Below are 25,213 nucleotides of genomic sequence, written 5' to 3' on the forward strand. Positions count from 1 at the left end.
CATGACGGAACAGAGCACCCCGGCGCCGTCGCCCCCGGGCCCCTTCGGGCCCGGGCTGGCGATCGCCTCGCACCGCGGTTTCGGCAAGAACGTCGACGGCTGGCCGGAGAACTCGCTGCCGGCCTACCGCGAGGCCCTGCGGCACAAGGTGCCGTGGCTCGAGGTCGACGTACGCCGCACCCGCGACGGGGCGCTCTTCGTTCACCACTGGCCGAGCGTCGGGGTGGACGACGGCCGCTTCGTCTCCGACCTGAGCGGCGACGACGCCCGTAAGGCCGGCCTGCTCGCGCTGGACGACCTGCTCGAGGTGGTGCCGGACGGCGTCGGGGTGATCTTCGACGTGAAGACCGCACTCGAGGACGCTCTGCTGAAGCCCTCGGAAGACACCACGGCTCTGCTGCTGCCGGTGCTGGACGTGCAGCGCACGAAGCGCCCGATCGTCGTCACCTCGTTCGACCCGGCGTCGCTGCTCTTCATCGGTCAGGAGCTACCGGGTGTGGCCCGAGGGCTGATCACCTGGATCTCGTTCCCGATGCGCAAGGCCGTGCCGGCTGCCGCGCGGCTGGGTGTGGAGGTGCTGTCGGTGCACTGGAAGTCGCTGGGCCCGAACGGCACCGACTCGGCCCCGCACCACCGCCCGGCCGGCTACGCGATCGACATCGCGCACCGGGCCGGGGTGCAGGTGCTGGCCTGGTCACCGCCCATGGGACCGGCCGCTGAACTGGCCGCGGCCGGGGCCGACGCGCTGGTCGTCGACGACGTGGTGGGCGGGCTAGCCCTGGCTCGCAGTCTCGGTGGGAGTGCCGGCCGGGGCTGAGCCCGGCCCGGCCGGGGCGCCGGAGGTGATAACGGTCCCGGCGGCCTCGGCCTCGGTGCGCTCTACCTGGTCGGCCATGAACTTCACCTTGCGCATGTGCTTGGTCATGCTGCGGATCAGCAGCACGGTGGCCACCGCGATGAAGAACACGGCCAGGAAGCCGGCGAAACCCGGCGAGACGGTGTCCGCGTCGGGGGTGCGGATCGCGTCGGGCTGGGTCGAACTCGCCAGGCCCGAGACCGCCATCACGGCCGAAGAAAACACCGTCGCCACATCAGTTCCCTAGCTCGTCAGACCTTCGCACGATCGCGGATGCCGGCGAACAGGTCGTCCTCCGGCAGCTCCGTGTCAACCAGACTACGCGCAAGCTCGAAGTCGTCCGTCGGCCACACGTTGGCCTGCACATCGTTCGGGATGGCGAAGAACCAGCCGTCGGGGTCGATCTGCGTCGCGTGCGCCCGCAGGGCGGCGTCGCGGCGGTCCATCCAGCCGACGATGTTGACCCGGCTGGTGATCTTGCGCTCCGGAGGGCTGTCGGGGCTCTCGCGGCGCTTCATCCAGTCCAGGAACGGCGATTCCTTGCCCATCGCGATCAGCGCCTCGTGGAACGCCATCATCCGGGCGATGGAGAAGCCCACGTCGTAGTAGAGCTTCAGCGGGGTCCAGGGCTCGCCGCCGGCCTCGTAGCGGGTCGGGTCACCGGCCGCCTCGAAGGCCTCGACCGACACCTTGTGGGTCATGATGTGGTCGGGGTGCGGGTAACCACCCAGCTCGTTGTACGTGGTCATCACGTGCGGGCGGAACTCGCGCACCAGGCGCACCAGCGGGGCCGAGGCCACCTCCAGCGGCTGCAGCGCGAAGCAGCCCTCGGGCAGCGGTGGCAGCGGATCGCCCTCGGGCAGGCCCGAGTCGACGAAGCCGAGCCAGTGGTGCTTCACGCCGAGCGCGGCCGCGGCGGTCGCCATCTCCTTGCGGCGCAGCTCCGGCAGATCACGCTCCACCTCGGGGCTGCCCTGCAGTTTGGGGTTGAGCACGTCGCCGCGTTCGCCGCCGGTACAACTGACCACCAGGACGTCGACGCCCTCGTCCACGTAGCGGGCGAGCGTCGCCGCCCCCTTGCTGGACTCGTCGTCGGGATGCGCGTGCACCGCCATGAGCCTGAGCTGCTCGGCCATGCCGGGTCCTCCTGATAGTGAGTGTCGGTCGGTGCTCGGTCGATGTCGATCTGGATGCGGGCGCGTGTCGGTGACTCCCCCGCCGACACGGGCAACCCGATCGACGAGGACAATCATGTCGGACGCCGGGACATTCCCGGACCGCACCCCGGACGGCCCCGACCGCTGCGACCCAGCAGCGTGAAGTCGGCATGACGGCGGCGTGACGGCTCATGACGACCAGAGGAAGACCGTGACATCACCGGCCACCGACCCCTCCCCCGACGACGCCCTGGCCGAGCGGTACGGGCGACGCCGCACCCCCCGCCGGGGACTGGCGTCCGGGCTGCTGGCGGCGGCCGCCGTGCTCGCGGTCGCCTTCGTCTTCTGGTCCACGGTGCTCGACCGCGACCAGGTGACCTGGCAGGACCACAGCTTCTCGGTGACGTCGGCCTCCGAGGTAGTGATCACGTTCGACGTACAGCTGCACCGCGGCGCCGACCAGGCCGTCTGCACCCTGCACGCCCTGAACGCGCTGAAGTCCGAGGTCGGCCTGCGCGACATCGAGGTGCAGGGCGACGACGACAACCGGGTCCGGATGACCGTGACGGTTCCCACGAGCGAGGAGGCGACGGCCGGCGAGGTCGTCAGCTGCATCGCCCGGTGAACAGCCCGGTGAACAGCCCGGCGGCAGCCCGCTGACGACCCGACGGGGTCGCGGTTCCGCTGGGATCTGTGGGGATTCGGACCCTGTTCATCGCGCTGTTCCGTGAGACGGTACCGGTGACGGCGCAACGGACGAGGAACCGGTCGTCACCCTCCGCCGTTGCACCCTGCACTAATCGTCCGGGCTTTCTTGTTAAGCTCAAGGTTTCGTCCCGGACGCCGTCGCCGCAGAATGTGCGACCTCAATGCGACCAGATTTGGAGATGCCCCGTGAGCGAGACCGGTGCTGTTGTCGCATGGCTGACACAAGAAGCCTATGACCGGTTGAAGAACGAGCTCGAATATCTTTCGGGCGAGGGACGGGTCGACATCGCGAAGACGATCGAAGCCGCCCGGGCCGAGGGCGATCTGAAGGAGAACGGCGGCTACCACGCGGCCAAGGACCAGCAGGGCAAGATGGAGGCCCGCATCCGCCAGCTGCGCCAGCTGCTCGAGACCGCGCAGGTCGGCGAGGCCAAGGCAGGCAATGGCTCCGTGGCCTCCGGCAGCGTGGTCACGGTCGACCTGGCCGGTGAGGAGATGACCTTCCTGCTCGGCAGCCGCGAGGTCGCCGGCGACACCGACCTCGAGGTGTACAGCGAGAAGAGCCCGCTGGGAGCTGCGATCGCGGGTCACAAGGTCGGCGACACCGTCTCGTACAAGGCGCCGAACGGCCGCGATGTCGCGGTGAAGATTCTCGAGGCAAAGCCTTTCACCGGCTGACCTCGATCCCCGATTTCGCCAGGTACGACGGACGGCCGGTCTCTCGAAAGACCGGCCGTCCGGTATTGGGGCACCGAAAATCCCTCGGCGGAAAACTCACAGGTAGCCAAAGCGGGGATGGCGCGTTTTCCGGCGACCCGCCGATGACGGCACGGACGATGGCGACCCCCTGACCGGACGACCTGACCGCCGGACCGAGCCGGGCCCTCATCGTCCGGAACTGACCTTTCCGGGGCCGATGCCCCCTGGCCCCTCCCGACCCGAGGCTCAGGGCGTCCGTTCGCCGGGTATCTCGTCGGCATTGTTCCCGGTCTCCCGGTCCGGCACCTTGACGTCGTCCGCATCATCGTTCCTCGACCCGTCCGCCAGGGGCCCGACCTCGTCCTCACTCGGCTGGTCGTTCGGCTCGTCCGGATCACGCCCCGCCAGGTACTCGCCGATCACGTTCACCACGGCCACGAACGGCACGGCGAAGAGCGCACCGATGATGCCCGCCAGGAGCACCCCGGCCGCGATCGCGATGATCACGGCCAGCGGATGCACACGCACCGCCCGCCCGAGCAGGAACGGCTGCAGCACATGCGCTTCCAGCTGCTGCACGGCAATGACGATCACCAGCATGATCACGGCCTTCACGAAGCCGACCGCGACCAGGGCGACGAGCACCGCCGCCGCTCCTGACACCAGCGCGCCGACGATCGGTACGAAGGCGCCGATGAAGACCACCATGCCCAGGGGAATCGCCAGCGGCACGCCCAGGACGGCAGCACCGATACCCACCCCGGCGCCGTCGACGATCGCGACGATCACCGTCGCCCGCACGTAGGCCGTGAGCGTGGCCCAGGCCCGCACGCCCGAACCCCGCACCCGGTCGCGCGTGGTGGCGGGGAAGAGACCCACCACCCACGCCCACATGCGGTCACCTCCGGAGAGGAAGAAGTAGGTGGCGAACAGCACGATGAAGATGCCGGTGAACACGTGGCCCGCGGTGTTGGTGACTTCCAGGGCCCCGGACACGATGTCGCTGCCGCCGTTGCCCCGGATGCTCTGCTGCAACGACTTCACGTAGTGGTCGAGCTGGTCGTTGGTCAGGTTCAGCGGGCTGGAGGCCAGCTGATCCTGGAGCTCGGTCAGACCGTCGGCGGCGTCGTCCCGCAGATCGTCGAAACCGCTGACCGCCTGCTGGCCGATCAGGGTCATCAGGCCGGAGACGAACACGATGGCCAGGAGCACCGTCATCAGGGCCGCCGCCGGGTTGGGCAGCCCGACCTTGTCCTCGTCGCGGGACAGTGCCCGGTGCACCGGCTTGAGCAGCGCCGACAGCATCAGGGCCAGCAGCAGCGGCACGAAGATCACCTGGTACTGCGAGAAAATGCGCCAGAGCAGGTAGACCGTGCCCGCGATGAGCAACACCCGCCACGCCCAGGCCGCGCTCACCCGCAGGCCGTGCGGGAGTTCGTCCGGGCGCACCCGGGTCGGGTCGTCGTGCTCGATACTCACCCGTCCAATACTGCCCCGTGTGGGTGATTCGGCACCGCGACGCACCACGCGCCGTCGAGCGGCAGATGCGCTCCGTTCCTCAGGTCTGGTCGGCGTTGATCGGCGTTGGTCGGCATCGATCTGGTCGGCATCGATCTGGTCGGCGTTGATCGGACTGCCGGGGGCAGGTCAGCGTTGCCCGGATAGCGGTTCGAGCCCCGCCGCGGCCAGCCGTCGCACCGCCTCGGGCGTGGCCCGCCCGTGCAGCAGTCCGGCCGCGAAGAGCGCGTACCGTGCGTCGACCGCCAGTCCCGCCTTCTCGGGGACGGCCCACCCACCGGAGTGGTCGGCAACGATCGGTTGGAGGACGCCTGCCAGCTCGCCTGCGTTTGCGTGCCGCAGCACTCCCCCGCTGCCCACCACGAGCCCCACGTCGCGCAAGGGCCGCGGATCACCACCCGGCCGAGTCGCCCGGCCGTGACGGCGCACCGCCACCAGGACGGCGAGCCGGGCGAGCGTCACGTCCAGCTCGTGGGCGGGAGCTGATGCACCGCGGGGTCCTCCCTCCGCGGCCGGCCCAGATTCCCCTGCCGGTCCCGCCTCCCCAGCCAGGCCTGTCTCCCCGACCAGTCCCCTCCCCTCGACCAGTCCCACTTCCTGAGCCAGTCCCATCTCGTCGGCCGGCACTGCCCCCAAGGCCGGCCTCGCCTCGCCGACCACTTGCACCGCCCCAGTCGGTCCTGGCCCACCAGTCGGCGCTGACTCACCTTGCCGTCCCGACCCGCCGGCCGTGACGAGACCCGAGGCGTAATCCCCCAGCCGCTGGGCCTCTTCGTCATCGATCAGGCCTTCGGCGAGCGCCGCCCGGACCACGCCGAGCGCCCCCGAACGCACCCCCAGATCACCTTCGACGGTGCGCGCGGACAGCCAGTCGCCCGCGGCAGCCGTTCCGGAACCGGCCTGGTCCGCCGGGAGCACCGAGTAGACGTCGGTCGTGGCCCCGCCGACGTCTACCAACAGCAGGCCACGACCGTCCGCGAGCGCCTCTACACCGGTGAGCACAGCGTCGGGGGTCGGGGACCGCACCAACTGGCGGAAGGATCGTCCGTTAATTCGGGAGCCGTTACGCGACAATCCTTTCCCGCCGATCACATGATCGAGGAAGGCTTCCCGGATCGCCTCGCGGGCGGGGCCGGGGTCGAAGGTGCCGATGCTGGGCAGCACATTGGCCGTGACGGTCACCGAACGCCCACGGCGGCGCAGCTCGCCGGCTGCTTCCTCGGCGGCGTCGCGGTTGCACGCCAGCACCACGGGCACCGGAATCCGCGCGATGCCGATACGACGGGCGTTGTGCAGGACCACGTCGGCGTTGCCGCCGTCCGTGCCACCGGTGAGCACGATCAGGTCGGGCCGGGCCTGCCGCAACTCCCGCACGGTGTCGGGCGTGAGCCGGCCCGAACTCAGGTGCACGACCCGACCTCCGGCCGAGAGCGCCACCCGCTGACCGGCTTCCGCCGTGACCAGGCGCTCGTGCCCGACTACGGCCAACCGCAGCCCACCTCCGGCGCTGGAACAGGCGAGCAGGTCTGCCGCCCGCACATCATCCGCGCTGAACGACCCTTGAGAGGGCTCCACGCGCGCCGGGCCCTGCGGGCGCGCCACGTCTTGTAGGCGCGCCACGCCCTGCGCGCCCGCTACGCCTCGGGGGCCCGGCACACCTCGCGGGCCAGCCACGTCTTGCGGGCCAGCCACACCTCGCGGGTTCACCGGACCATCCGGAATGCTTTCCCCGACAGCACTTTGCGGGAACCATGCGGAACCCACACCAGCTTCCACGACGGCAGCGAGCTCGTCACGGGCCGCGGTAATGCCCGTCATCACGTCGGGCCGGGTGGTCGGATGCTGGGCTGTAGCCAGCAACCGCCCGGCGTCGACGTCGACCAGCACCGCCTTGGTGAACGTCGATCCGACGTCCACGCAGACCACCAGTTCCGGCATCGGCCTCCTGCCCGGTGCGGTGTCCACCAGCTGCTGGCGCGGGTGGACGACCACTCTCGTCCGTGATCATGCAGAATCTCGCTGGGGAGATATTGCCTGATCACGGACGAAAACGGGGTCGATCCCGGTCATCCCCGCGCCAGGCGTCATGACCGGCCGAACCTGCCTCAGCCCAGTGCCTGCTCCAGGTCGGCCACCAGGTCGGCCGCGTCTTCCAGGCCGACCGAGACGCGGATCAGGTCGTCGGGCACCTCGAGGGCAGACCCAGCGACCGAGGCGTGGGTCATCTGGCCGGGGTGCTCGATCAGCGACTCGACGCCGCCGAGCGACTCGGCCAGGGTGAACACCTCCGTCTTGCGGCAGACCTCGAGCGCGGCCTCCTTGCCGCCGGCAACCTGGAACGACACCATCCCGCCGTAACGGCGCATCTGCTCGGTGGCGGCTTTGTGGCCGGGGTGGTCGTTCAGCGCCGGGTAGAGCACGCGGGTGACCTTCGGGTGCTGGAGCAGCATCTCGACGATCTTCTCGGCATTGTCGCAATGCCGCTCCATGCGCACGGCGAGGGTCTTGAGGCCTCGCTGCACGAGCCAGGCGTCGAACGGGCCGGCTACGGCGCCCATCGAGTTCTGGTTGAAACCGATGCGCTCGGCGGCGTTGTCGCCCAGACCCGCGATGCCGGCCATCCACGGGGCGGACGCCCTCTCGGACACGATCGCCGCGCCACCCACGACGTCGGAGTGCCCGCCGCAGTACTTGGTGGTGGAGTGCACCACGATGTCGGCGCCCAGGCTCAGCGGCTGCTGCAGGTACGGCGTGGCGAAGGTGTTGTCGACGACCAGCAGGGCCCCCACTTCGTGCGCGACCTCGGCCAGGGCGGCGATGTCGGCGACGGACAGCAGCGGATTGGTCGGCGTCTCGACCCAGACCAGGCGGGTCTGACCCGGCTCGATGGCCGCGCGGACGGCGTCGACGTCGACCAGGGAGGCGGGCGTGTGCCGCACCCCCCACGGCTCGGCGACCCGGGCCACCAGGCGGTAGGTGCCGCCGTAGGCATCGTCGGGGATCACCAGATGGTCGCCCGGGCGCAGCAGCGAACGGAGCACCGCGTCTTCCGCGGCGAGGCCGGACGCGAAGGCAAAACCACGGGCCGAACCGTCCGGCGCCTCGAGTGCGGCCAGACAGTCTTCGAGGGCCGTGCGGGTGGGATTACCGGAGCGGGAGTACTCGTACCCCTGGCCCAGGCCCTGCCGTAGGCCGCCGACGCCGTCCTGGGCGTAGGTGGAGGTCTGGTAGATCGGGGTGACCACCGCACCGGTGGCCGGGTCCGCCTCGGAGCCCACGTGGATGGCACGGGTCGAGAACCCGGCCTCTGACCAGCGGGAATTTCCGGACGTCAGGTTCGGCTCGTTCACGTCGACCAAGCTACTACCGAGCGCCGACAGTTCCGTCCCTGAGCACACCCGGTGCCGGGAACGGATCGGGGCCGGACGTGGTTGAGGCATGAGGGTGCGGGACCGATCGTTCCGCCCGGAGCAAGCAGGAGGAGTTCGGCGATGATTTTCGGCAGCAGGCTGAAGAGCACGATGGTCGAGCGGGACAAGGCGCTGCCGGGCCGTGAGAGCCGCCCGTTCACCGTGCCTACCGCCCACGCTGTGCTCGGTACCCCGCTCGAGGGCCCGTGGCCCGAGGGCACACAGGTGGTCTACCTGGCCATGGGCTGTTTCTGGGGTGCGGAGAAGACGTTCTGGCAGACGCCGGGCGTCGTCACCACCGCCGTCGGCTATCAGGGTGGCTACACCAAGAACCCGACGTACGAAGAGACCTGCAGCAGCCAGACCGGGCACACCGAGGCCGTGCTGGTCGCCTACGACCCGGCCAAGGTGAGCCTGACCGACCTGCTCAAGACGTTCTGGGAGTCGCACGACCCGACCCAGGGCTTCCGTCAGGGCAACGACCTGGGCACGCAGTACCGCTCGGCGTTCTACTGGACCACCGACGAGCAGCGTGAGGCCTTCGAGTCGACCCGGGCGACGTACCAGGCCGCCCTCGACAAGGCCGGTTTCGGCGCCATCACCACCGAGGGCCGCTCGGCGCAGGACGCCGGCACCTTCTGGTACGCCGAGGACTACCACCAGCAGTACCTCTACAAGAACCCGAACGGGTACTGCCCCGACCACGGCACCGGCGTGGCCTGCCCGATCGGCGTGGGCGTGCTCTACGGCACCGGGGTCAAGGCCGAGTAATGATCCTGGCCGTGCCCGCTACGAAGCGGGCACGGCTGCGGGTCAGGCAGCTACGAAACTCTTGAGCCGACCGGCGATCACAGCCAGATCGTCGAGTTCGCCAGAAGCGATGGCCATGACCAGGTCGAAAGCATCGTCGTCGGTCGGCACGAGCTCCACACCGTTCTTGGCACAGAACACGTAGGTTCCCAGCCACGCCAGCCGCTTGTTGCCATCGACCAGCGGATGGTTGGACACCAGCGAGTGCAGGAGCGCCGCCGCCTTGGTCAGCAAGTCCGGATAGGCTTCCTGACCGAACATCCCGGCCCGGGGCCGGTTCACCGCAGCGTCCAACAGACCGATGTCCCGTACCTGAACCGGTCCGCCGACGGCGTACCGGGAGATCAGCAGGGCCTGCTCGACGCTCAGGTAGCGGATCATTCGCCGAGGCGGCGCAGCAGATCGGCGAACTTCGTCGCACCCGCAGCCGCAAGCTCTTCGGTCTGCGCGTCGTCGTCGGCCCGGAGCAGGTAGTCGCTGATGGCCGCCTGAGCCACCTGCTGCATGCTCCGGCCCTCTCGCTCAGCCCGACGCCGAAGGGCCTCGGACTGCACATCATCAAGACGCAGGGTCATTGCCATGCCTGACATGATACCAACCTGATACCACTCGCTCCGCTTCAATGACCGATGGAGCACGAGGCTTACCACCAGCCGTACCTCTACAAGAACCCGAACGGGTACTGCCCCGACCACGGCACCGGCGTGGCCTGCCCGATCGGCGTGGGCGTGCTCTACGGCACCGGGGTCAAGGCCGAGTAGCCGTCACGTGCGGGCGCCCTCCTGAGCGAACCAGCTCGGGAGGGCCTTCATGTCCTGGGCGACTCAACCAAAGGCGTGACGGGACAGGACGACGCCCAGCCGCCTGGAGCGACGACTCCGTCAGAATGCCGCAATGACCGAGACCGTGTTGCCCAGTTGGCTCCCCGACCTCGACGGAACGATCACCGGCGGTGAGTTGTTGCGCAAATGGCCGCTCTCGGAGGTCTGGCGGATCCGCCTGAACGGTGCAACTCAGCGCTCGGTCATAGCCAAGCGAGGCGCCGGTGAAGAAGCCGCCGAAGTGGCACGCTACCTCGATCTGGTCATTCCCCTTGGCCTTCCCGCGCCCCGGCTCCTGGCTCAAGGCGGGCCCGGCGTCTTCGTGCTGGAAGACCTCGGCGGCAACAATCTCGAAGACCGGCCGATCACGGAGGGCTTCGAGCAGGCTGTACGGGTTCTGGCCCGGATGCGGGCGACATCGGCTCGCCAGCTGGCCGAAGACCTCGATCTGGGTGCCGGGCTACGCCGGTCCACCGCCGATTTCCTGGCGTCGGCGGCCCGGGCCGACGCGGCGGTGCGCGCTCTGCGCCCCGACTTGGCCGGCGCGCTCGATGAGCCGGTCGAAGCCCTGCGCGATCGCTTGGAGCAACTGTCCGGCGCTCCGGAAACTCTGGTGCACGGAGACTTTCAGGCCAAGAACCTCCTGCGTACGTCGGGCAACGAGATCGTCCCCATCGACTGGTCCCATGCCTATGTGCATCCGCACCTCGGTGATCTCTACCTTCTGATCCGAGAAGGTCTCCAGCAGGACCGCGTCGACAGCACTCTGATGAGGGCTCTACCCGAACTCTTTGCCCGCGAGGCCGGCATCGACCTGCCCACGGTCAACGATCAGCTGATCACCGGCGGCCTGTGCTGGACCATGGACGCCCTGCGCTGGGTCGTGGAAACCGGTGTCCCGGAAGTCTCCGTGCCCCTCGAATGGATGGACGAGCTGGTGATCGATCTACGGGAGCTGGCCGGACGCCACCGAATGACCGCCACGTGAAGAGACTCAGGCTGCTCAAGCAGTCGTCCGAACGTCGCGTCAGCCTCAACTAGCTCCGGGCCCCACCGGAGACCGCGTCGATCTTGTCGGGCAGCTTGCGCTCGGGCTGAGTCCCGCCGAACGGAATCCAGGTCCAGGACAGCTTTCTGCGTCTGGCCCGGCCGTCGGCAGGCCGCATAGGTTCCTCGTATGTCCGCCGAGCGATTCATGCGCATCCGCAGCGCGCAGTTCCAGGCCATGTCCGAGCGGGTGCTGCAGGTCACCGCGCTCACCTCGCGCCTGAACGGGCTGCCCTTCGACGACGAGGCGGGCAAGGCTGCGCTCTTCGAGCAGATCCTGGGCCGGCCGCTGCCCGACCAGGTGACGATCTACCCGCCCTTCTTCACCGACCACGGCCTGCGCCTGGACCTGGCCGAACGCGTGTTCATCAACCAGAACTGCACGTTCCTCGACTATGCCGGTATCCGCCTGGCCGAGCGCGTCATGGTCGGACCCAAGGTCACCTTCATCACCGGTGGGCATCCGGTCGATCCGGTCGAGCGGCGCGAGTGGCTGACCGGCGCCCCCATCGACGTGGCGGAGAACGTCTGGATCGGAGCCGGGGCGACGATCCTGCCCGGTGTCAGCATCGGCCGCGACGCGGTGATCGCGGCCGGGGCGATCGTGGCCGACAACGTTCCGGCGGCGAGCCTGGTGGCCGGGCCCAAGGCCACCGAACTCCGCCGCTGGTCATAGCGACCGTCGGCTACGCCCGAAATGCGACGCCCTGAGGCCCATGCGATCTTGACGCCGTGTCTGACTGGCGATCACCCAAGGCCCGGCTGGAACTGACCTCACTTGGTGCCGGGGTCCTCGGCATCATCTCGGTCGTGGCGCTGCCACTCGGGCTCGTTGCGGCCTTTTCGCTGTGGCCCTCGACGTCGGACACCCTGGTCGGCCGGATCTTCGTCGCCGTCTGGATGATCGCCTGGGTGGGGTGCTGCCTCAACACCATCCGGATCGCGGTGCGACGCCGGGCCAGGGTCCGGATCTCTCCCTGGATCAACCCGAACCTGAGCACGCCCCTGTTCAGCATCCGTCCCATCGAAGACCGCGGGTAGCCTCCGGAGCATGTTCGCCCTGCGCCCCGACTTCGCCCGGACCCTCACCGACGCCGAGAACTCGTCCCCCGACGAGTCCGCCGGCTGGCTCGACCACCCGCCCGCGACGGCGGACCGGGTGAGCCACAGCATCCGGCTCCCCGGCGCCCTCGCGGACTACGGTCAGGCCCTTCTCGACTGGGAGGTCCACCGCGGCGCCGGTCTTCGGGTCACGGCGAGCGGCCCCGCGGCAGTCGGCGCGACCGTTGTGCTCGGCTACCGCATCGGCCCGGTGTGGGCCCTCATCCCCTGCCGGGTGACTGCCCTCGAGCAGACCGAGCAGGTCGTCGCCTTCACCTACGCCACGCTGCCCGGCCACCCCGAATCAGGGGCCGAGCGCTTCGGCTTCGTCGCGGACGACGACGGGGTCCGGTTCGAGGTGAGTGCGGTGAGCAGGCCCGCGTTCTGGGGCAGCCGCCTGGTTCCGGCCGTCTCCCGGCGGGTTCAGCGTCAGGTCACCGACCAGTACCTCGAGGCCGCACGCCGTCTCGCCCGCCCTTGACCTCAACCCCGCTTCAGCGCCCAGCCTGGAGCCATGACTCATCGCGAAGATCTGGACGCCATCACCCGCGTCGTCGCCACCGTCGAGCACGCCCAGCAGAACGAGCTTCCGGACGAGTTCGTCGGCCTGTTCCGGGATGATGCGATCTGGACCACCGGGCACGGTCGGCGATTGTTCGGACGGGACGAGATCGCCGACCTGACCCGTCGCTTCCTGCCCGGCTCGATGACGGAGACCACCCAGACCTACACCGTCGAGCACATCCTCTTCATCCGGCCCGACGTGGCCGCGGTGAAGGTGCGCCAGCAGTACGTGACGCTCCACGGCGAGCCGCTCGAGAACGAGCCGCTGGGCAGCCCGCTCTACGTGATGAGCAGGGAGAACGGCGAGTGGTGCATCGTCGCCGGGCAGAACACCCTGGTGGTGAAGGGCTGACCGCCCCACAACCCGGTAGGGGCCGTCCGGCGTACCGGACAGCCCCTACGACGACGAACCAGGATCAGGTCGCGGAGATCCAGCCCAGGCTCAGGGCACCGAGCAGGGCCAGGCCCAGCACGATGCGGTACCAGACGAAGACGTAGACGCTGTGCCGCTCCACGAACTTGAGCAGCCAGGCGATGATCGCGTACCCGACCACGAAGGCGATCAGCGTGGCGACGGTCATCTGGGCCGTGCTCACGCCGCTGTCCCCGGCGGTCACGTCCTTGAGGCTGAACAGGCCCGAGGCGACGACGGCGGGGATCGCCAGCAGGAACGAGTAGCGCACGGCGACGGACCGTTTGAGGCCGATGGCCAGACCGGCCGTGATCGTGCCGCCGGAGCGGGAGACGCCCGGGATCAGGGCCATGGCCTGGGCGAAGCCGAGGATGATGCCGTCCTTGATGGTCAGGCTCTCCTCGTCACGCACCTGCGGGCCGAACTTCTCGGCCAGGCCGAGCACGATGCCGAAGATCACCAGCATGCTGGAGACCAGCCAGAGGTTGCGCGCAGGCTCCTTGATCGCGTCCTCGAACAGGAGGCCGAGCACACCGATCGGGATGGTGCCGAGGATGACCAGCCAGGCCATGCGGTAGTCGAAGGTCTGCCGCACCTGGGCATCCACGAAACCACGGCACCAGGTGATGAACAGGTTCCAGAGGTCCTTGGCGAAGTAGATGACGACGGCCGCCTCGGTACCCAGCTGGGTAACTGCGGTGAAGGCCGCGCCGGCGTCCTTGTCGAAGAACACCTCGGCGACGATCCGCAGATGCCCCGAGGACGAGATCGGGAGGAACTCGGTCAGCCCCTGCACCAGACCGAGAACGATGACCTCAAGCCAGCTCACGGCGGTCAAAACCCCTTCGTTGCGGCGCCCGGCGGCCCGGCTTCGAGCCGGCTGCCACGGTCTGCCTACGCGAGACCCCCGGCGGCGGCGCCAGAGGACGATGTTTGCGCACCGCGTAACCGTCGAGGAACAAATCCCACGAGGGGCGGTGGCCAGGTGACCCTACACGGCTTGATACGCCGTGAGGCAATCTCGTCAATTCCCTGAAAATGCCCGCGAGACGGCGGGCATCGTGCAACGAATGCGACCTCTGAAGGGTTCCGGGACAGCTGGTACCGAACTGCACGCGCCCTCAGCGCTGTGGCCTACAAGGGGAATCACCTATCGAGCCGGGCAAAACGGATGAGCCGCCCAGGTTTCCCCGAACGGCCGTCCGCCGAATCTGTTGCTCAGCCGAACAACTCCGCGCGGCGGCGTTATCCGATCGGTGCCGGATCGTCATCCGCCCCGTCGGGGTTCGGGGAGCTTTTGCATGATCACGAACGAGGTGGAGGCCTACGGGGCCAGCTCCCCCAGGAGGCGCTGCACGTCCGCCTCGAGCTTTTCGGTGGCGACCCCGAGCTGCCCGAGCAGGCCTGTCCCGTTTTCGTGCTCGGCGAGGGCCAGCAGGATGTGCTCGGTGCCGACGTAGTTGTGCCCGAGTCGCAGGGCCGTGCGCAGGGTCAGCTCGAGCACCTTCTTCGCGGCCGCGTCGTAGGGAATGAGCGCCGGCACGTCGGCCGCCGGCTCCGGCAGAACGGCAGTGGCGGCCTCGATCAGCTGCGCACTCGTGACACCCTGCGCATCGAGGGCCTTCAGCGCCAGCGTGTCCGGAACAGCGGCCAGCCCCAGAAACAGATGGGCGAGCCCGATGTGATCACTGCTCGCGTCCCGGGCCGCGGTCTGTGACTGCACGACGGCGTCGCGGGCGCGCGGGGTGAACCGCTTGAACCCGGCGCTCATGTCCAGCGGCTCGACATCGGCCTTGACCACGAACCGTTTCTGGACGGCCTGTTTGCTCACGCCCATGCTCGTACCGATCTCGGTCCACGACGCCCCCGAGCGCCGGGCCTGGTCGACGAAGTGGCCGATCAGATGATCGGCCACCTCACCGAGGTAGTCGCCCACGACCACGGCGCCGGACAACTGCTCCAGCGGTTCGGTGTGGGCGCTCTTGATGGCCCGGATCAGATCATCCAGGCGCACGCTGTCGGTGGTCGTACGGGAATCCGTCATGCGTCAACCATAGGTTGACGATTCGAGGGCGTCAACCAATGGTTGACGCGCGTCAGGCCGCCCGGGAGAAGTTCGGCCGACCGTCGCGCTCCAGCAGTTCGTCGAGCTCGGCGTCGATCGGGTCAAGCTCGTCGAGACCCAGAAAATGAGGGACGAGGTGGATACCCGGAGCGGGCACGGCCACCCGGCGTCGGGGAATCGAGAGAGGCGTCACCGGCGCCGTCCGGTCCGACCCGACCGCAGGTCCCGGCATCACGGCCCCTGCCCCCTGGCCCCCGACCACGACGTCCACCCGCGGGCGTTCGGTGGTGACCGGCGTCCTCAATGCGTCGTTCGCCGTCGCCGTGGACCGCGACTGATGGATCGTGCCGATGTAGATGCCGGCCAGCAGCGCCACCCCGCCACCGATCTGGCCGGGGCCCGCCGGGTCACCCAGGATCGTGATGGCGATGACGGTCGCGACCAGGGTCTCCAAGTTGAGGAAGACACCGGCGATCTCGGGCGCCACCCCGGTCTGGCCGTAGGCGAAGAGGGTGAAGGGCATGACCGTGCCGACCACCGCGAGCGCGACCGCGGCGAGCAGTGCGCCACCGCCGAGCCCGTTCTGCCCGGGCACCGGGAGGTCTTCGGTGAACAGGGCGAAGGGCAGCACCGCGACGGCCGAGGCGAAGAACTGCGCGGTGGTGACGGCGAGAACGTCCTGCCCGGACAGCAGACGGGCCTGCAGGATGGTGAACACCGCGCCGATGGCCACCGAGCCCAGCACGATGGCGTCCCCTCCGAGCGAGGCACCTCCGCCACCCGCGCCGGCCACCACGACGATGCCGGTCAGCGACAGCGCGAAGCCGCCCCAGGCGACCGCACCCAGCTTGGCGCCGTTGAAGACCACCGCGAGCACGGCGACCAGGATCGGCACCGAGCCGAGCAGCAGCGCCGCGTGGGTGACGCTGGTGCGGTCGAGGCCCAGGTTCTGCAGCAGCACGCACGCGCCGTAGCCGAAGGCACCGTAGAGCCACAGCATGGGGCGCACCTGGCGCAGGCGGGGCCGGGCGATCACCACGATCAGCAGGCCGGCCAGCGCGAACCGGAACACGGTGAGCCAGGCCGGCCCGAATCCGGTGAACGCCGCCTTGCTCAACGGAACACTCGTGCCCCAGGAGAGACCCGCAAGGGTCAGGGCGGCCAGCGCCGAGGTGCGACGGTCGAGGCGACTGAGGAGGTGGCTGAGGCGAGGTGGGCGTACGGCGAACATGGTGGCTATTCTGCGGAGACGAAGTATATAAATCGGACACTGCCCGGAGTTACCAACTATTGTTTGGCGATGTGGCCATCGAACTTGATGAAATTGACGTCAAGCTGCTGACTCAGCTCCAGCAGGACGCCGACCGGACGAATCTCGAGCTGGCCGAGCTGGTGGGCCTGTCCCCCGCGGCCACCCTGCACCGGGTGCGCCGGCTCAAGGAGAGCGGGGCGATCCGGATCATCAGTGCCTCGGTCGACGCCGCGGCGGTCGGCTTCCCCCTCACCGTATTCATGTCTGTGACCACGGGGAACGCCCGCGCGACGGAACGGTTCGAGCGGGAGGTGCAGCTGCTGCCGCAGGTGGTCGCGGCCGAGACGGTGGCCGGCGAGATGGACTACTGGCTCACGGTGGTGGCCCGTGACGTGGAAGACCTGGAGCACACGCTCACCCGGATCGCGACGCACGGCGGCGGGCGGGTGGTGACCTATCTACGCCTGAAGCAGCTCAAACCCCCCACCCCTCTGCCCCTCCTGCCGAGCGCAGCGGCCCGGCAGAGACGCCGCAGTTAGCTCGCCGCCCGGTGGGCACCGGGGTAGGTGCCGAAGTACCAGGTGTTGCCCTCCGGATCGCGGGCCTCGAAATCCGTTGATCCGTAGTCGGTGACGTGCAGCTCGGTGGAGATGACGGCCCCGGCGCCCCGGGCGCGCTCGGCCAGCGCCTCGATCTGACCGTCGGGAACCACCACGTAGCAGCTGAAACCGCCCGTGGTGATGGCCTTGCCGTCGTCGCGGACCGACCCGAGCATCACCCCACCGCCGGGAGGCCAGGCCAGTTCGGCGTGATGCACCACGCCGTCCTGCTCATGGCAGACGGTTTCCTCGAAGCCGAAGGCCGTCACCAGGAATGCCATCAACCCCCGGGCGTCGCGGGCCCGGAACGTCGGCCAGACGCCGGGCGGTGGAGTGGTGGTCATGGATCCCCCCGGATCTCGGTACGAGCATCGTGACGCCCGCCACTTTGCCTCACGAGCGGTGCGCGTGGGCCGTACCGGCAAAAAGAAGTCGCGGGCCCGGTGGGACCCGCGACGTGTGGAACGAACTGCTGGAACGGACGATGGACGGGGGCGGCAGGGGGCCTCACCCGGCCTCAGCCGACGTTCATCCCACTGTCACGGTGCAGCGGGTGGGTGAGCTCGAGCCGGTTGGGGTCGAGCGAACGGGAGTCGGCGCCGAGCCAGGGGGCGAGGGCGACGGTGGCGAGCAGCAGGAACACAATCAAGAAGGTCATGGCATGTACCTTGCTCCTTCCTGGCCTTGCAACCCATAGCCAATTCGTGAAGACTGGCTACATGCCTCCCCTAAAGAAGCAGCCAATTCAGCAGCGTGGACGCGTCAGTGCACGAGAACTGATGCCAATGCTGACCGATTGGCGGTCTTCCGGCGAGGGCATTCCGGGCTATCGGGCCCTGGCCGACCGGCTGCGCCTGCTGGTACTCGACGGCCGATTGCCGGTCGACACGGTGCTGCCGTCCGAGCGCACGCTCGCCGAGGCGCTGGAGACCAGCCGGACCACCACCACCTCGGCCTACCGCCTGCTGCGGGAGTCCGGCTTCGCCGAGGGCAGCCAGGGCGCCGGCACCTGGACCACGCTGCCCCGTAGCGAGGGCCGCAGCGAGTCACCGATCTGGCCCGAGCACCTCAGCGGTGAGCCCGACCCCTCCGGCGCCCGCGGCGACTTCTCCTCGGCCGCCCTGGAGGCCCCGCCCGAGCTGTACCCGGCCTACCAGGCGGCGATCAGCGAACTGCCGCGGTTCCTGCCCGGCAACGGCTACGTCACCAGTGGCCTGCCGGTGCTGCGCGACCGCATCGCGCAGCGCTACACCGAGGCGGGCCTGCCCACCACGCCGGAGCAGATCCTGGTGACCAACGGCGCACTGCAAGCACTGCACCTGGTGCTCGGCCTGGTGATGGAACGCGGTGACCGGGTGCTGGTCGAGCACCCCACCTATCCGGCGGCGGCCCAGGCGATCCGCACCCGCGGCGGGCGCTGCGTGCCGTTGCCGGTCGAGGCCGGGTGGGACATCGAGCGGATGGCCACGCTGATCCGGCAGACCGGCGCCCATCTGGCCTACCTGATGCCCGATTTCCACAACCCCACCGGGCTCCTGATGGATGAGGCCCAGCGTCGCGAGCTGGGCGCGATGATCGCCGACACCGGGTGCCGCATCATCGTCGACGAGACCATGCGTGAGCTCGACCTGCGCACTGCCATTCCCGCCGCCCGCGCGGGCGTGCCCACCCCCCAGAATCTGCCGATGCCCCGGCCGCTGGCCGCGTTCGGGCCCGCTGAGCACGTGATCACGCTGGGTTCGGCCTCCAAGACGTTCTGGGGCGGCCTGCGGATCGGCTGGGTGCGCGCCTCCCAGCCGCTGATCCGGCGGCTCGGCCTGGCCCGCGGCAACGAGGACCTGAGCGGGCCCCTGCTGGAGCAGTTGGCCACGGCCCATTTGCTGGAAAACCTGCCCACGATCCGGCACCAGCGGCAGCGACTGGTCGCCGAGCGCGCCGTCGCCCTGCGCGACGCGCTGGCCATGCACCTGCCGGGCTGGAGCGTTCCGATGCCGCAGGGTGGGATCTCGCTGTGGTGCCACCTGCCCGAGCCGCGTAGCTCGCACGTGGCCGCCTCCGCCCGGGCCATGGGCGTCTGGCTCACTCCCGGGCCGAGATTCGGCCTGGACGGCGCCTTCGAGGCCCGCATCCGCCTGCCCTTCGCCCGGCCCACCCACGACCTGGTCGCGATGACCGAGGTACTGGCCCGGGCCTGGCACTCCCAGGGACGCGCGCACTCGCTGGACGACGACCTGACCACCGTCTGACGCGGCTTGAGCGGCCCGAGCGGAGTCCGAGCGCGGACCCGGGCCCTGATCACGGCGGGTCGGACCGCCGGCCAACAGCAACAGCAACAGCAACAGCAACAGCAACAGCAACAGCAACAGCAACAGCAACAGCAACAGCAACAAGGGTGGGAGCGGAGAGGTCGGCGTTGTGTACACCTGGTACATCCGGTAACGGATGTACCAGGTGTACACAACGCGTCAGCCCCGTCAGGCCACCGAACCGGAACGAACTCCCGGACGCGCCCGCGACGCACGTCGCAGTGTCCGCCTCGTTCATGATCATCTCGGCAAGACCTGCCCCATCCCTTCACAGGAGATTTCGTGACCACCTCTCTTCCCGGCTTCACTCCCGTCACCGACAACCGGCCGGACGACACCCCCTGGCCCGCGATGACCTGGCCGATCCCGGCGGAACTGTCCATCGAGTCCCACGCGGTGCGACTGACCCGGTTCACGGCTGACGACGCGGACGACCTGTTCGCCGCACTCGACCACGACGCGGTCTGGGCGCACGTGGCGGGGCGTTTCGAGAGCCCTGCGGCGCTGGCCACGGCGTTCGGGGCCCGGACGGGCCGGGGAGACGTGGCCTGGGTGGTGCGGCTGGCCGAAGCACTCAACGGACTGGAGGCCGGCACCGTGGTGGGCACCACCTCGTACCTCGACATCGTCCCGGGCTCGGCGCGGCTGGAGATCGGCTGGACCACGTACACCCCCGCGGTCTGGGGCAGCCGGGTCAACCCGAGCACCAAGCTGGGTCTGCTGCGCTACGCCTTCGATGAGCTGGGTGTGGGTCGGGTGCAGCTGAAGACCGATGCCCGCAATCACCGTTCACAGCGCGCGATCTCCCGGATGGGCGCGCAGTTCGAGGGCGTGCTGCGTCGCTACCAGCCGCGCGCCGACGGCACGATGCGTGACACCGTGATGTTCTCGATCATCGCCGAGGAGTGGCCCGCGGTGAGTTCCGGGCTGGAGAATCGTCTGAACTCGTAAAGCCCCGTCGAGCCGAGTCCCAGGAGACAAGCATGTGCCGGAACATCCGCACCCTGGCCAACTTCGAACCGCCCGCCACGAACGACGAGATCGCCGCGGCGGCGCTGCAGTACGTGCGCAAGGTGGCCGGCACCACGCAGCCGTCGAAGACCAATGAGGACGCGTTCGCCCGGGCCGTCGAGGCGATCACCCGGATCACCCACGAATTACTGGACGAGCTGGTCACCACGGCGCCACCGAAAGACCGGGAGGTCGAGGCGGCCAAGGCCAGGGCGCGCAACGAGGCCCGGTTCGGCCCGCGCTGAGGAACCCACCCGGGAAAACCGCCCACGGACCGCTGGCGAACTCGCTGACCGGCCGGGGACGCCGCACAGCCCGACCCGACCGCGAAAGCTGTACGGCGTCCTCAATCAGTGACCGCCGGGCTCCTATTCCCGATCACGCTCCCGGCGTAAATGCGGATCCACCGCCCCCACAGGGTGCCGGGCGACCGTTCACCGACGTACCTTCGTCGCGTGACGACCTCACCGGAGACCACGACCTCCTGGCCCGACCACCTGCCCACCACGCTGGGTACCCTGCGCGCCTCCGGGCATGTGCACCGCACCGTCAAGCAGGAGATCTCGGTCAACCTGCTCGAGCTCATGCGCGCGGGCAAACCGCGATTCCCCGGTGTGGTCGGTTTCGACGACACCGTGCTGCCCGACCTGGAGCGTGCCCTGCTGGCCGGCCACGACCTGGTGCTGCTGGGCGAGCGCGGCCAGGGCAAGACCCGGCTGATCCGCACGATCGTCGGGCTGCTCGACGAGTGGACGCCGGTCATCGAGGGTGCGGAGCTGAACGAGCACCCCTACGACCCGATCACCCCGGCCTCGATCCGCCGCGCCGCCGAGTTCGGCGACGACCTGCCGGTGGCCTGGGTCCACCGGGAGGCCCGCTACGCCGAGAAGCTGGCCACGCCCGACACCAGCGTCGGCGACCTGATCGGTGATGTCGACCCGATGAAGGTCGCCGAGGGCCGCACCCTGGGCGACCCGGAGACCATCCATTTCGGTCTGGTACCCCGCATGCACCGCGGCATCATGGCCGTCAACGAGCTGCCCGACCTGGCCGAGCGCATCCAGGTGGCGCTGCTGAACGTGCTCGAGGAGCGCGACGTGCAGGTGCGTGGCTACGTGCTGCGCCTGGACCTCGACCTGCTGCTGCTCGCCAGCGCCAACCCGGAGGACTACACCAACCGCGGGCGCATCATCACTCCGCTGAAAGACCGCTTCGGCGCCGAGATCCGCACGCACTACCCGGTCGATCTCGACCTCGAGATGACCCTGGTGCGGCAGGAGGCCCAGCTGGCTGCCGTGCTGCCCGACCACCTGGTCGAGGTGCTGGCCCGGTTCACCCGCGCGGTGCGCGAGTCCAACGCGGTCGACCAGAGATCCGGTGTCTCGGCCCGGTTCTCGATCGCCGCGGCCGAGACGGTCGCCGCCTCCGCCTTGCGCCGGGCCACCCTGAACGGCGAGGAGACCCCGGCGGTGGCGCGGGTGGGCGACACCGACGCGATCACCGGAACCCTGCGCGGCAAGGTCGAGTTCGAGGCCGACGGCGAAGGTCGCGAGATGGAACTCCTGGAGCACCTGCTGCGCCGCTCGGTCGCCGAGACCTGGCGCAACCGGCTGGCCGGGATCGACCTGACCGGCTTTGTCGCGGCGGTCGCCGAGGGCGAGGGCATCAGCACCGGTGAGGCCGTCGCCTCCACCGACCTGCTGGCCCAGCTCGGCACCGTTCCCGGCCTGGCCACCGTGCTGGAGCGCCTGGGCTTCGACGAGATCCCGGGCCCGGCCGAGGCCGCCAGCGCCATCGAGTTCACCCTGGAGGGGCTGCATCTCACGCGGCGCCTGGCGAAGGACTTCCTCGCCGACGGGCGCACCGTCTACGGCGGCGACGGCGCGTAACTAATGACGAAGGGGCTGGCATCCGGGGCAGGCCGAGAGCGGCGACCAGTTCGGCGAGGTGCTGGCCGAGCAGTACAACGGCGTGGTGGCCGGAGTACCGCACGAAGACGTCGGATCGGCCAAGGACGCCGGTGAGGTGGTGTTCGTACGCACCGACATCACGACCGACCTGCTCACCTCGGCCTACACCTTCACCCAGAACACCGGTGGGGTGGGCGGTTCGGCACGGGCCGGCAACCGGTTCGGCGCATCGGTATCACCGTTCGGTGTACTGGCCGGAGCGCCCGGCGAAGATGTCGGGACGGCGAAAGACGCCGGCGGAGTCTTCGTGCAGACGTTGCCCACCGCCTTCGGCGGCAACGGTTGTGCCTCGAAGCTCCTCACCCAGGGCAAGGGCAAGGCCCTCGGTGGCACCGCACGATCGGGCGATCACCTGGGCCGGTTCATCGGCACGCTGACCGGTGCCCCGGCCCGGGGCAGTCAGCGACTGGACAACCTGGCTGTCGGGGCTCCCGGGAAAGATGCCACCAAGGCCGCGAATACCGGGGTGGCCGTGGTCTGGAACGGCAAGGGGAAGGGCGTGCTGAAGACCTTCGGGTATTCGGGGGGCGCCATGAAGAACCAGGCCTACGGCAGCGTGTTCGGGGCACTGACGGTGGTGCCCCGGGTGCTGTCGTAGCAGCAGCATCCACGGGGAACGGTCTGGCCCGCGGATCGTCCCCGGTGATGCTGGATCGGGGGTGCAGGAGTTCAGCCCGGGGTTCCGAAGTTCTACCTGCGTGAGGTGTCAGCGGCGGGTAGGCCCGTTTTATTCCCGAAACGCGGGTGATCAGCCAAGAGCGATCAGGGGTGACCATCGGGCCGGGGAAGCACGTACGGTCGTACCGTGACTTCTCGGCGACGTGACCCCCGTTACCGGTACGGGCCGTGGCGGGGTGGGCCCGACCCGCTGGCCGCACCCTACGACGTGCGCAAGGCGCTGGACGCGGTCGGTGACCGGGTACTGAACGGCGAGAACGTCCGTGAGGCCCTGCGTGACCTGCTGCGGCGCGGTCTGCCCGACGAGAACGGGCGCCGGACCGGGCTGGACGACCTGCGGGCACGGGCCGAGCGCCGGCGTCGGGAGACGTCCCGGAGAGGGCGGCTCGACGGTGCCGTGACCCGGGCCCGGGCCCAGCTCGACCAGGCCCTGGCCGCGGAGAAGGAAGAGCTGGCGCTGCGCGACAGCGACGACGCGCGGTTTGCCGAGGCCCAGCTGGACGCCCTCCCCCGGTCGACGGCAGCTGCGGTGCAAGAGCTCTCGGAGTACCGCTGGGCGTCGCAGGAGGCCGGGCAGATCTACCGGCAGATCCTCGACGGCCTGCGCACCGACGTGATCGACCAGCAGTTCAACGGCATGCGCAATGCCCTGCAAGGGCTGGGGCCGGACGCCGACCCGCAGCAGCGGGCGGCGGCCATGGCCGCGATGAACGAGATGCTCGACGACCTGAACGGGCTGCTGGACAAGCACACTCGCGGCGAGGACACACCCGAGGACTTCCAGCAGTTCATGGCCAAGCACGGCCAGATGTTCCCCGACGATCCCCAGAACGTCGAGGAACTGATCGACTCCCTGGCCCGGCAGGCCGCCGCCGCCGAGCGCCTGATGAACGCGCTCAGCCCGCAGCAGCGCGAAGAGCTCCAGGGCCTCATGCAGCAGGCACTGGGAGACGCGGGCCTGCAGGACAAGATGGGGCAGCTGACCGACAACCTCCGCGCGCTGCGCCCCGGCGAGGGCTGGGGCGAGGGACGCGGCGAGGGCCGGCGCATGCGGGGCCAGGGCGAGATGGGCTACGGCGAGGCGGCGGGCGCGCTGCAGGAGCTGGCCGATCTGGACGACCTGATCGACCAGCTGGGCCAGGACCATCCCGGCGCCACGCTGGACGACATCGACGTGGAGACCGTGGAGCGCTCGCTCGGCGCCGGAGCGGCGGCCGACGTGCAGGCGCTGCAGGAGCTCGAGCGCGAGCTGGAACGGCAGGGCTGGCTGACCCGGGCCGACGGGGCGCTCACACTCTCGCCCAAGGCTCTGCGCCGCCTCGGGCAGACCGCGCTGCGCCAGGTGTTCGCGCATCTGGGGTCCGGCCGCCGGGGCGAGCACGACCTGCGCGACGCGGGTGCGGCCGGCGATGCCACCGGCGCCTCCCGGCGGTGGGAGTTCGGTGACGAACAGCCCCTCGACGTGGTGCGCTCCCTGACCAACGCGGTGCACCGCAGCGCGTCTTCGGGGTCGTCCGTGATCTCCCTGCAGGCCGAGGACTTCGAGGTGGTCGAGACCGAGCGCCGGGCCAGTGCGGCCGTGGCGCTGTGCGTGGACCTGTCCTACTCGATGATCTCCGAGGGCCGCTGGGGCCCGATGAAGGAGACGGCCCTGGCCCTGGCCCACCTGGTGGCCACGCGGTTCCCGCAGGACGCCCTGCAGATCGTCGGTTTCGGCCGTTACGCCGCGAAACTGACGGTGGAGCAGCTGGCCGGTATCGAACCCGACTACGTCCAGGGCACCAACCTGCAGCACGCCCTGTCGATCGCGGGCCGGCACCTGCGCCGCCATCCCGACGCCGAGCCGGTGGTGCTGGTGGTCACCGACGGCGAGCCGACCGCCCATCTCGAAGACGGTGTGGCCTACTTCGACTACCCACCCACCCAGACCACCATCAACCTGACCGTGGCCGAGGTCGACGCCCTGACCCGCTACGGCGCGGCCATCAACATGTTCATGCTGGGCGAGAACCCCGGCCTGCGCCGCTTCGTCGACGCCATCGCCCGGCGCAACGGTGGCCGGGTCTTCAGCCCCGGCCTGGACAATCTGGGCGAGTACGTGGTCAGCGACTATCTGAAGGCCCGCAAGGGCCGCCGCTAGCGCACCGAAAAGCGTCCCCTTGTCGCTCAAGGTCGGTCTCGAACGGGCCGATGACTGCCCGACGTCCGCACATCCTGACCCGACAGGGG

The 25,213-nt window shown here is 69.5% G+C and carries 29 protein-coding genes; 17 read left to right on the forward strand and 12 right to left on the reverse strand.

What is annotated here, in order from left to right; genetic code table 11:
- Window position 1: 1 nt before the first annotated feature.
- Window positions 2–817 carry a glycerophosphodiester phosphodiesterase gene (locus QSK05_RS09750; RefSeq protein ID WP_285596262.1) on the forward strand — a complete coding sequence of 272 codons (816 nt, stop codon included), beginning with the start codon at window positions 2–4 and terminating at the stop codon, window positions 815–817.
- Here QSK05_RS09750 and QSK05_RS09755 read toward each other — a convergent pair.
- Both QSK05_RS09755 and mca read right to left on the reverse strand, forming a co-directional pair.
- A complete protein-coding gene (locus tag QSK05_RS09755) occupies window positions 773–1,081 on the reverse strand; it encodes a hypothetical protein (protein ID WP_285596264.1) in 309 nt (102 codons plus the stop codon). The two genes, QSK05_RS09750 and QSK05_RS09755, sit on opposite strands and share 45 nt — an antisense overlap.
- A 26-nt stretch (window positions 1,082–1,107) precedes the next feature.
- The gene (gene mca, locus QSK05_RS09760; RefSeq protein WP_285596267.1) at window positions 1,108–1,992 is read right to left on the reverse strand and encodes a mycothiol conjugate amidase Mca; all 885 of its coding nucleotides are present in this window, start codon (window positions 1,990–1,992) and stop codon (window positions 1,108–1,110) included.
- A gap of 232 nt (window positions 1,993–2,224) precedes the next feature.
- On the opposite strand from mca, the gene QSK05_RS09765 reads away from it, so the two are divergent.
- The gene (locus tag QSK05_RS09765) at window positions 2,225–2,638 is read left to right on the forward strand and encodes a DUF4307 domain-containing protein (RefSeq protein ID WP_285596268.1); all 414 of its coding nucleotides are present in this window, start codon (window positions 2,225–2,227) and stop codon (window positions 2,636–2,638) included.
- A 269-nt stretch (window positions 2,639–2,907) separates the two neighbouring features.
- Entirely contained in the window at window positions 2,908–3,399 is a 492-nt protein-coding gene (greA, locus tag QSK05_RS09770) for a transcription elongation factor GreA (protein WP_285596270.1), read from the forward strand.
- A 267-nt stretch (window positions 3,400–3,666) separates the two neighbouring features.
- On the opposite strand, the gene QSK05_RS09775 is transcribed toward greA, so the two are convergent.
- From QSK05_RS09775 to QSK05_RS09785, 3 genes are all read right to left on the reverse strand, one after another.
- Window positions 3,667–4,899, reverse strand: a complete 1,233-nt coding sequence (locus QSK05_RS09775; RefSeq protein ID WP_285596272.1) for an AI-2E family transporter — start codon at window positions 4,897–4,899, stop codon at window positions 3,667–3,669.
- A gap of 168 nt (window positions 4,900–5,067) precedes the next feature.
- Window positions 5,068–6,876 (reverse strand): glutamate mutase L, encoded by a 1,809-nt coding sequence (locus QSK05_RS09780; protein ID WP_285596274.1) that lies wholly within the window; start codon window positions 6,874–6,876, stop codon window positions 5,068–5,070.
- 167 nt (window positions 6,877–7,043) lie between these two features.
- A complete protein-coding gene (locus QSK05_RS09785) occupies window positions 7,044–8,288 on the reverse strand; it encodes a cystathionine gamma-synthase (RefSeq protein WP_285596276.1) in 1,245 nt (414 codons plus the stop codon).
- Window positions 8,289–8,429: 141 nt separating this feature from the next.
- Between QSK05_RS09785 and msrA the strand changes: the two genes are divergently transcribed.
- Entirely contained in the window at window positions 8,430–9,119 is a 690-nt protein-coding gene (gene msrA, locus QSK05_RS09790; RefSeq protein WP_285596279.1) for a peptide-methionine (S)-S-oxide reductase MsrA, read from the forward strand.
- 42 nt (window positions 9,120–9,161) lie between these two features.
- On the opposite strand, the gene QSK05_RS09795 is transcribed toward msrA, so the two are convergent.
- Window positions 9,162–9,539: a type II toxin-antitoxin system death-on-curing family toxin gene (locus QSK05_RS09795; RefSeq protein WP_285596282.1), complete on the reverse strand. Its 378-nt coding sequence runs from the start codon at window positions 9,537–9,539 to the stop codon at window positions 9,162–9,164.
- Window positions 9,536–9,739 (reverse strand): DNA-binding protein, encoded by a 204-nt coding sequence (locus tag QSK05_RS09800; protein ID WP_232809344.1) that lies wholly within the window; start codon window positions 9,737–9,739, stop codon window positions 9,536–9,538. Before QSK05_RS09800 ends, QSK05_RS09795 begins: the two co-directional genes overlap by 4 nt.
- A gap of 48 nt (window positions 9,740–9,787) precedes the next feature.
- On the opposite strand from QSK05_RS09800, the gene QSK05_RS09805 reads away from it, so the two are divergent.
- From QSK05_RS09805 to QSK05_RS09830, 6 genes are all read left to right on the forward strand, one after another.
- Window positions 9,788–9,919, forward strand: a complete 132-nt coding sequence (locus QSK05_RS09805; protein ID WP_285596289.1) for a hypothetical protein — start codon at window positions 9,788–9,790, stop codon at window positions 9,917–9,919.
- 133 nt (window positions 9,920–10,052) lie between these two features.
- Window positions 10,053–10,967, forward strand: a complete 915-nt coding sequence (locus QSK05_RS09810) for a phosphotransferase (RefSeq protein WP_285596292.1) — start codon at window positions 10,053–10,055, stop codon at window positions 10,965–10,967.
- A gap of 189 nt (window positions 10,968–11,156) precedes the next feature.
- Window positions 11,157–11,702, forward strand: coding sequence for a DapH/DapD/GlmU-related protein (locus tag QSK05_RS09815; RefSeq protein ID WP_285596293.1), 546 nt, complete (start codon window positions 11,157–11,159; stop codon window positions 11,700–11,702).
- Between the two features lie 56 nt (window positions 11,703–11,758).
- Complete coding sequence (locus QSK05_RS09820; protein ID WP_285596297.1) at window positions 11,759–12,067, forward strand: hypothetical protein; 309 nt, start codon at window positions 11,759–11,761, stop codon at window positions 12,065–12,067.
- A 10-nt stretch (window positions 12,068–12,077) separates the two neighbouring features.
- Window positions 12,078–12,608, forward strand: a complete 531-nt coding sequence (locus QSK05_RS09825; RefSeq protein ID WP_285596299.1) for a DUF1990 domain-containing protein — start codon at window positions 12,078–12,080, stop codon at window positions 12,606–12,608.
- Between the two features lie 33 nt (window positions 12,609–12,641).
- On the forward strand, window positions 12,642–13,043 hold the full coding sequence (locus QSK05_RS09830) for an SgcJ/EcaC family oxidoreductase (protein ID WP_285596300.1): 402 nt from the start codon (window positions 12,642–12,644) through the stop codon (window positions 13,041–13,043).
- A 64-nt stretch (window positions 13,044–13,107) separates the two neighbouring features.
- Here the strand turns inward: QSK05_RS09830 and QSK05_RS09835 are convergent, their stop codons facing one another.
- The 3 genes from QSK05_RS09835 to QSK05_RS09845 all read right to left on the reverse strand — a co-directional run bounded on the left by QSK05_RS09835 (window position 13,108) and on the right by QSK05_RS09845 (window position 16,399).
- Window positions 13,108–13,932 carry an undecaprenyl-diphosphate phosphatase gene (locus QSK05_RS09835; protein ID WP_285596301.1) on the reverse strand — a complete coding sequence of 275 codons (825 nt, stop codon included), beginning with the start codon at window positions 13,930–13,932 and terminating at the stop codon, window positions 13,108–13,110.
- A gap of 495 nt (window positions 13,933–14,427) precedes the next feature.
- The gene (locus tag QSK05_RS09840; protein WP_285596303.1) at window positions 14,428–15,147 is read right to left on the reverse strand and encodes a Clp protease N-terminal domain-containing protein; all 720 of its coding nucleotides are present in this window, start codon (window positions 15,145–15,147) and stop codon (window positions 14,428–14,430) included.
- A gap of 52 nt (window positions 15,148–15,199) precedes the next feature.
- A complete protein-coding gene (locus QSK05_RS09845) occupies window positions 15,200–16,399 on the reverse strand; it encodes a DMT family transporter (RefSeq protein ID WP_285596305.1) in 1,200 nt (399 codons plus the stop codon).
- Window positions 16,400–16,470: 71 nt separating this feature from the next.
- Between QSK05_RS09845 and QSK05_RS09850 the strand changes: the two genes are divergently transcribed.
- Complete coding sequence (locus tag QSK05_RS09850) at window positions 16,471–16,959, forward strand: Lrp/AsnC family transcriptional regulator (protein WP_285596308.1); 489 nt, start codon at window positions 16,471–16,473, stop codon at window positions 16,957–16,959.
- Here QSK05_RS09850 and QSK05_RS09855 read toward each other — a convergent pair.
- Together QSK05_RS09855 and QSK05_RS09860 are read right to left on the reverse strand one after the other, a co-directional pair.
- Window positions 16,956–17,363: a VOC family protein gene (locus QSK05_RS09855; protein ID WP_285596310.1), complete on the reverse strand. Its 408-nt coding sequence runs from the start codon at window positions 17,361–17,363 to the stop codon at window positions 16,956–16,958. The two genes, QSK05_RS09850 and QSK05_RS09855, sit on opposite strands and share 4 nt — an antisense overlap.
- A gap of 173 nt (window positions 17,364–17,536) precedes the next feature.
- Window positions 17,537–17,677 carry a hypothetical protein gene (locus QSK05_RS09860; protein WP_285596312.1) on the reverse strand — a complete coding sequence of 47 codons (141 nt, stop codon included), beginning with the start codon at window positions 17,675–17,677 and terminating at the stop codon, window positions 17,537–17,539.
- A 61-nt stretch (window positions 17,678–17,738) separates the two neighbouring features.
- Here QSK05_RS09860 and yczR point away from each other — a divergent pair, with 61 nt between their 5' ends.
- The 6 genes from yczR (at window position 17,739) to QSK05_RS09890 (ending at window position 25,124) form a co-directional block, all read left to right on the forward strand.
- Window positions 17,739–19,265, forward strand: a complete 1,527-nt coding sequence (yczR, locus tag QSK05_RS09865; RefSeq protein WP_502879739.1) for a MocR-like transcription factor YczR — start codon at window positions 17,739–17,741, stop codon at window positions 19,263–19,265.
- A gap of 342 nt (window positions 19,266–19,607) precedes the next feature.
- The gene (locus QSK05_RS09870) at window positions 19,608–20,276 is read left to right on the forward strand and encodes a GNAT family N-acetyltransferase (RefSeq protein ID WP_285596317.1); all 669 of its coding nucleotides are present in this window, start codon (window positions 19,608–19,610) and stop codon (window positions 20,274–20,276) included.
- A 32-nt stretch (window positions 20,277–20,308) separates the two neighbouring features.
- Window positions 20,309–20,581, forward strand: coding sequence for a DUF2277 domain-containing protein (locus QSK05_RS09875; RefSeq protein ID WP_285596320.1), 273 nt, complete (start codon window positions 20,309–20,311; stop codon window positions 20,579–20,581).
- Between the two features lie 150 nt (window positions 20,582–20,731).
- Complete coding sequence (locus QSK05_RS09880) at window positions 20,732–22,225, forward strand: magnesium chelatase (protein ID WP_502879740.1); 1,494 nt, start codon at window positions 20,732–20,734, stop codon at window positions 22,223–22,225.
- A gap of 58 nt (window positions 22,226–22,283) precedes the next feature.
- Window positions 22,284–22,904, forward strand: coding sequence for a hypothetical protein (locus QSK05_RS09885; protein WP_285596325.1), 621 nt, complete (start codon window positions 22,284–22,286; stop codon window positions 22,902–22,904).
- A 207-nt stretch (window positions 22,905–23,111) separates the two neighbouring features.
- Window positions 23,112–25,124, forward strand: a complete 2,013-nt coding sequence (locus tag QSK05_RS09890; protein WP_285596327.1) for a vWA domain-containing protein — start codon at window positions 23,112–23,114, stop codon at window positions 25,122–25,124.
- Window positions 25,125–25,213: the final 89 nt, after the last annotated feature.

Origin of the sequence: Kineosporia sp. NBRC 101731 (assembly GCF_030269305.1) — a bacterium.
GTDB lineage: Bacteria > Actinomycetota > Actinomycetes > Actinomycetales > Kineosporiaceae > Kineosporia.

Coding starts and splice junctions, on each gene's coding strand:
- QSK05_RS09750 (WP_285596262.1), top strand. CDS start 2: ATGACGGAACAGAGCACCCCGGCGCCGTCGCCCCCGGGCCCCTTCGGG.
- QSK05_RS09795 (WP_285596282.1), bottom strand. CDS start 9,539: ATGATCCGCTACCTGAGCGTCGAGCAGGCCCTGCTGATCTCCCGGTAC.
- QSK05_RS09860 (WP_285596312.1), bottom strand. CDS start 17,677: ATGACCTTCTTGATTGTGTTCCTGCTGCTCGCCACCGTCGCCCTCGCC.
- QSK05_RS09880 (WP_502879740.1), top strand. CDS start 20,732: ATGCGGATCCACCGCCCCCACAGGGTGCCGGGCGACCGTTCACCGACG.
- QSK05_RS09800 (WP_232809344.1), bottom strand. CDS start 9,739: ATGGCAATGACCCTGCGTCTTGATGATGTGCAGTCCGAGGCCCTTCGG.
- QSK05_RS09855 (WP_285596310.1), bottom strand. CDS start 17,363: ATGACCACCACTCCACCGCCCGGCGTCTGGCCGACGTTCCGGGCCCGC.
- QSK05_RS09815 (WP_285596293.1), top strand. CDS start 11,157: ATGTCCGCCGAGCGATTCATGCGCATCCGCAGCGCGCAGTTCCAGGCC.
- QSK05_RS09825 (WP_285596299.1), top strand. CDS start 12,078: ATGTTCGCCCTGCGCCCCGACTTCGCCCGGACCCTCACCGACGCCGAG.
- mca (WP_285596267.1), bottom strand. CDS start 1,992: ATGGCCGAGCAGCTCAGGCTCATGGCGGTGCACGCGCATCCCGACGAC.
- QSK05_RS09805 (WP_285596289.1), top strand. CDS start 9,788: ATGGAGCACGAGGCTTACCACCAGCCGTACCTCTACAAGAACCCGAAC.
- msrA (WP_285596279.1), top strand. CDS start 8,430: ATGATTTTCGGCAGCAGGCTGAAGAGCACGATGGTCGAGCGGGACAAG.
- QSK05_RS09830 (WP_285596300.1), top strand. CDS start 12,642: ATGACTCATCGCGAAGATCTGGACGCCATCACCCGCGTCGTCGCCACC.
- QSK05_RS09875 (WP_285596320.1), top strand. CDS start 20,309: ATGTGCCGGAACATCCGCACCCTGGCCAACTTCGAACCGCCCGCCACG.
- QSK05_RS09810 (WP_285596292.1), top strand. CDS start 10,053: ATGACCGAGACCGTGTTGCCCAGTTGGCTCCCCGACCTCGACGGAACG.
- QSK05_RS09780 (WP_285596274.1), bottom strand. CDS start 6,876: ATGCCGGAACTGGTGGTCTGCGTGGACGTCGGATCGACGTTCACCAAG.
- QSK05_RS09840 (WP_285596303.1), bottom strand. CDS start 15,147: ATGACGGATTCCCGTACGACCACCGACAGCGTGCGCCTGGATGATCTG.
- QSK05_RS09845 (WP_285596305.1), bottom strand. CDS start 16,399: ATGTTCGCCGTACGCCCACCTCGCCTCAGCCACCTCCTCAGTCGCCTC.
- yczR (WP_502879739.1), top strand. CDS start 17,739: ATGCCTCCCCTAAAGAAGCAGCCAATTCAGCAGCGTGGACGCGTCAGT.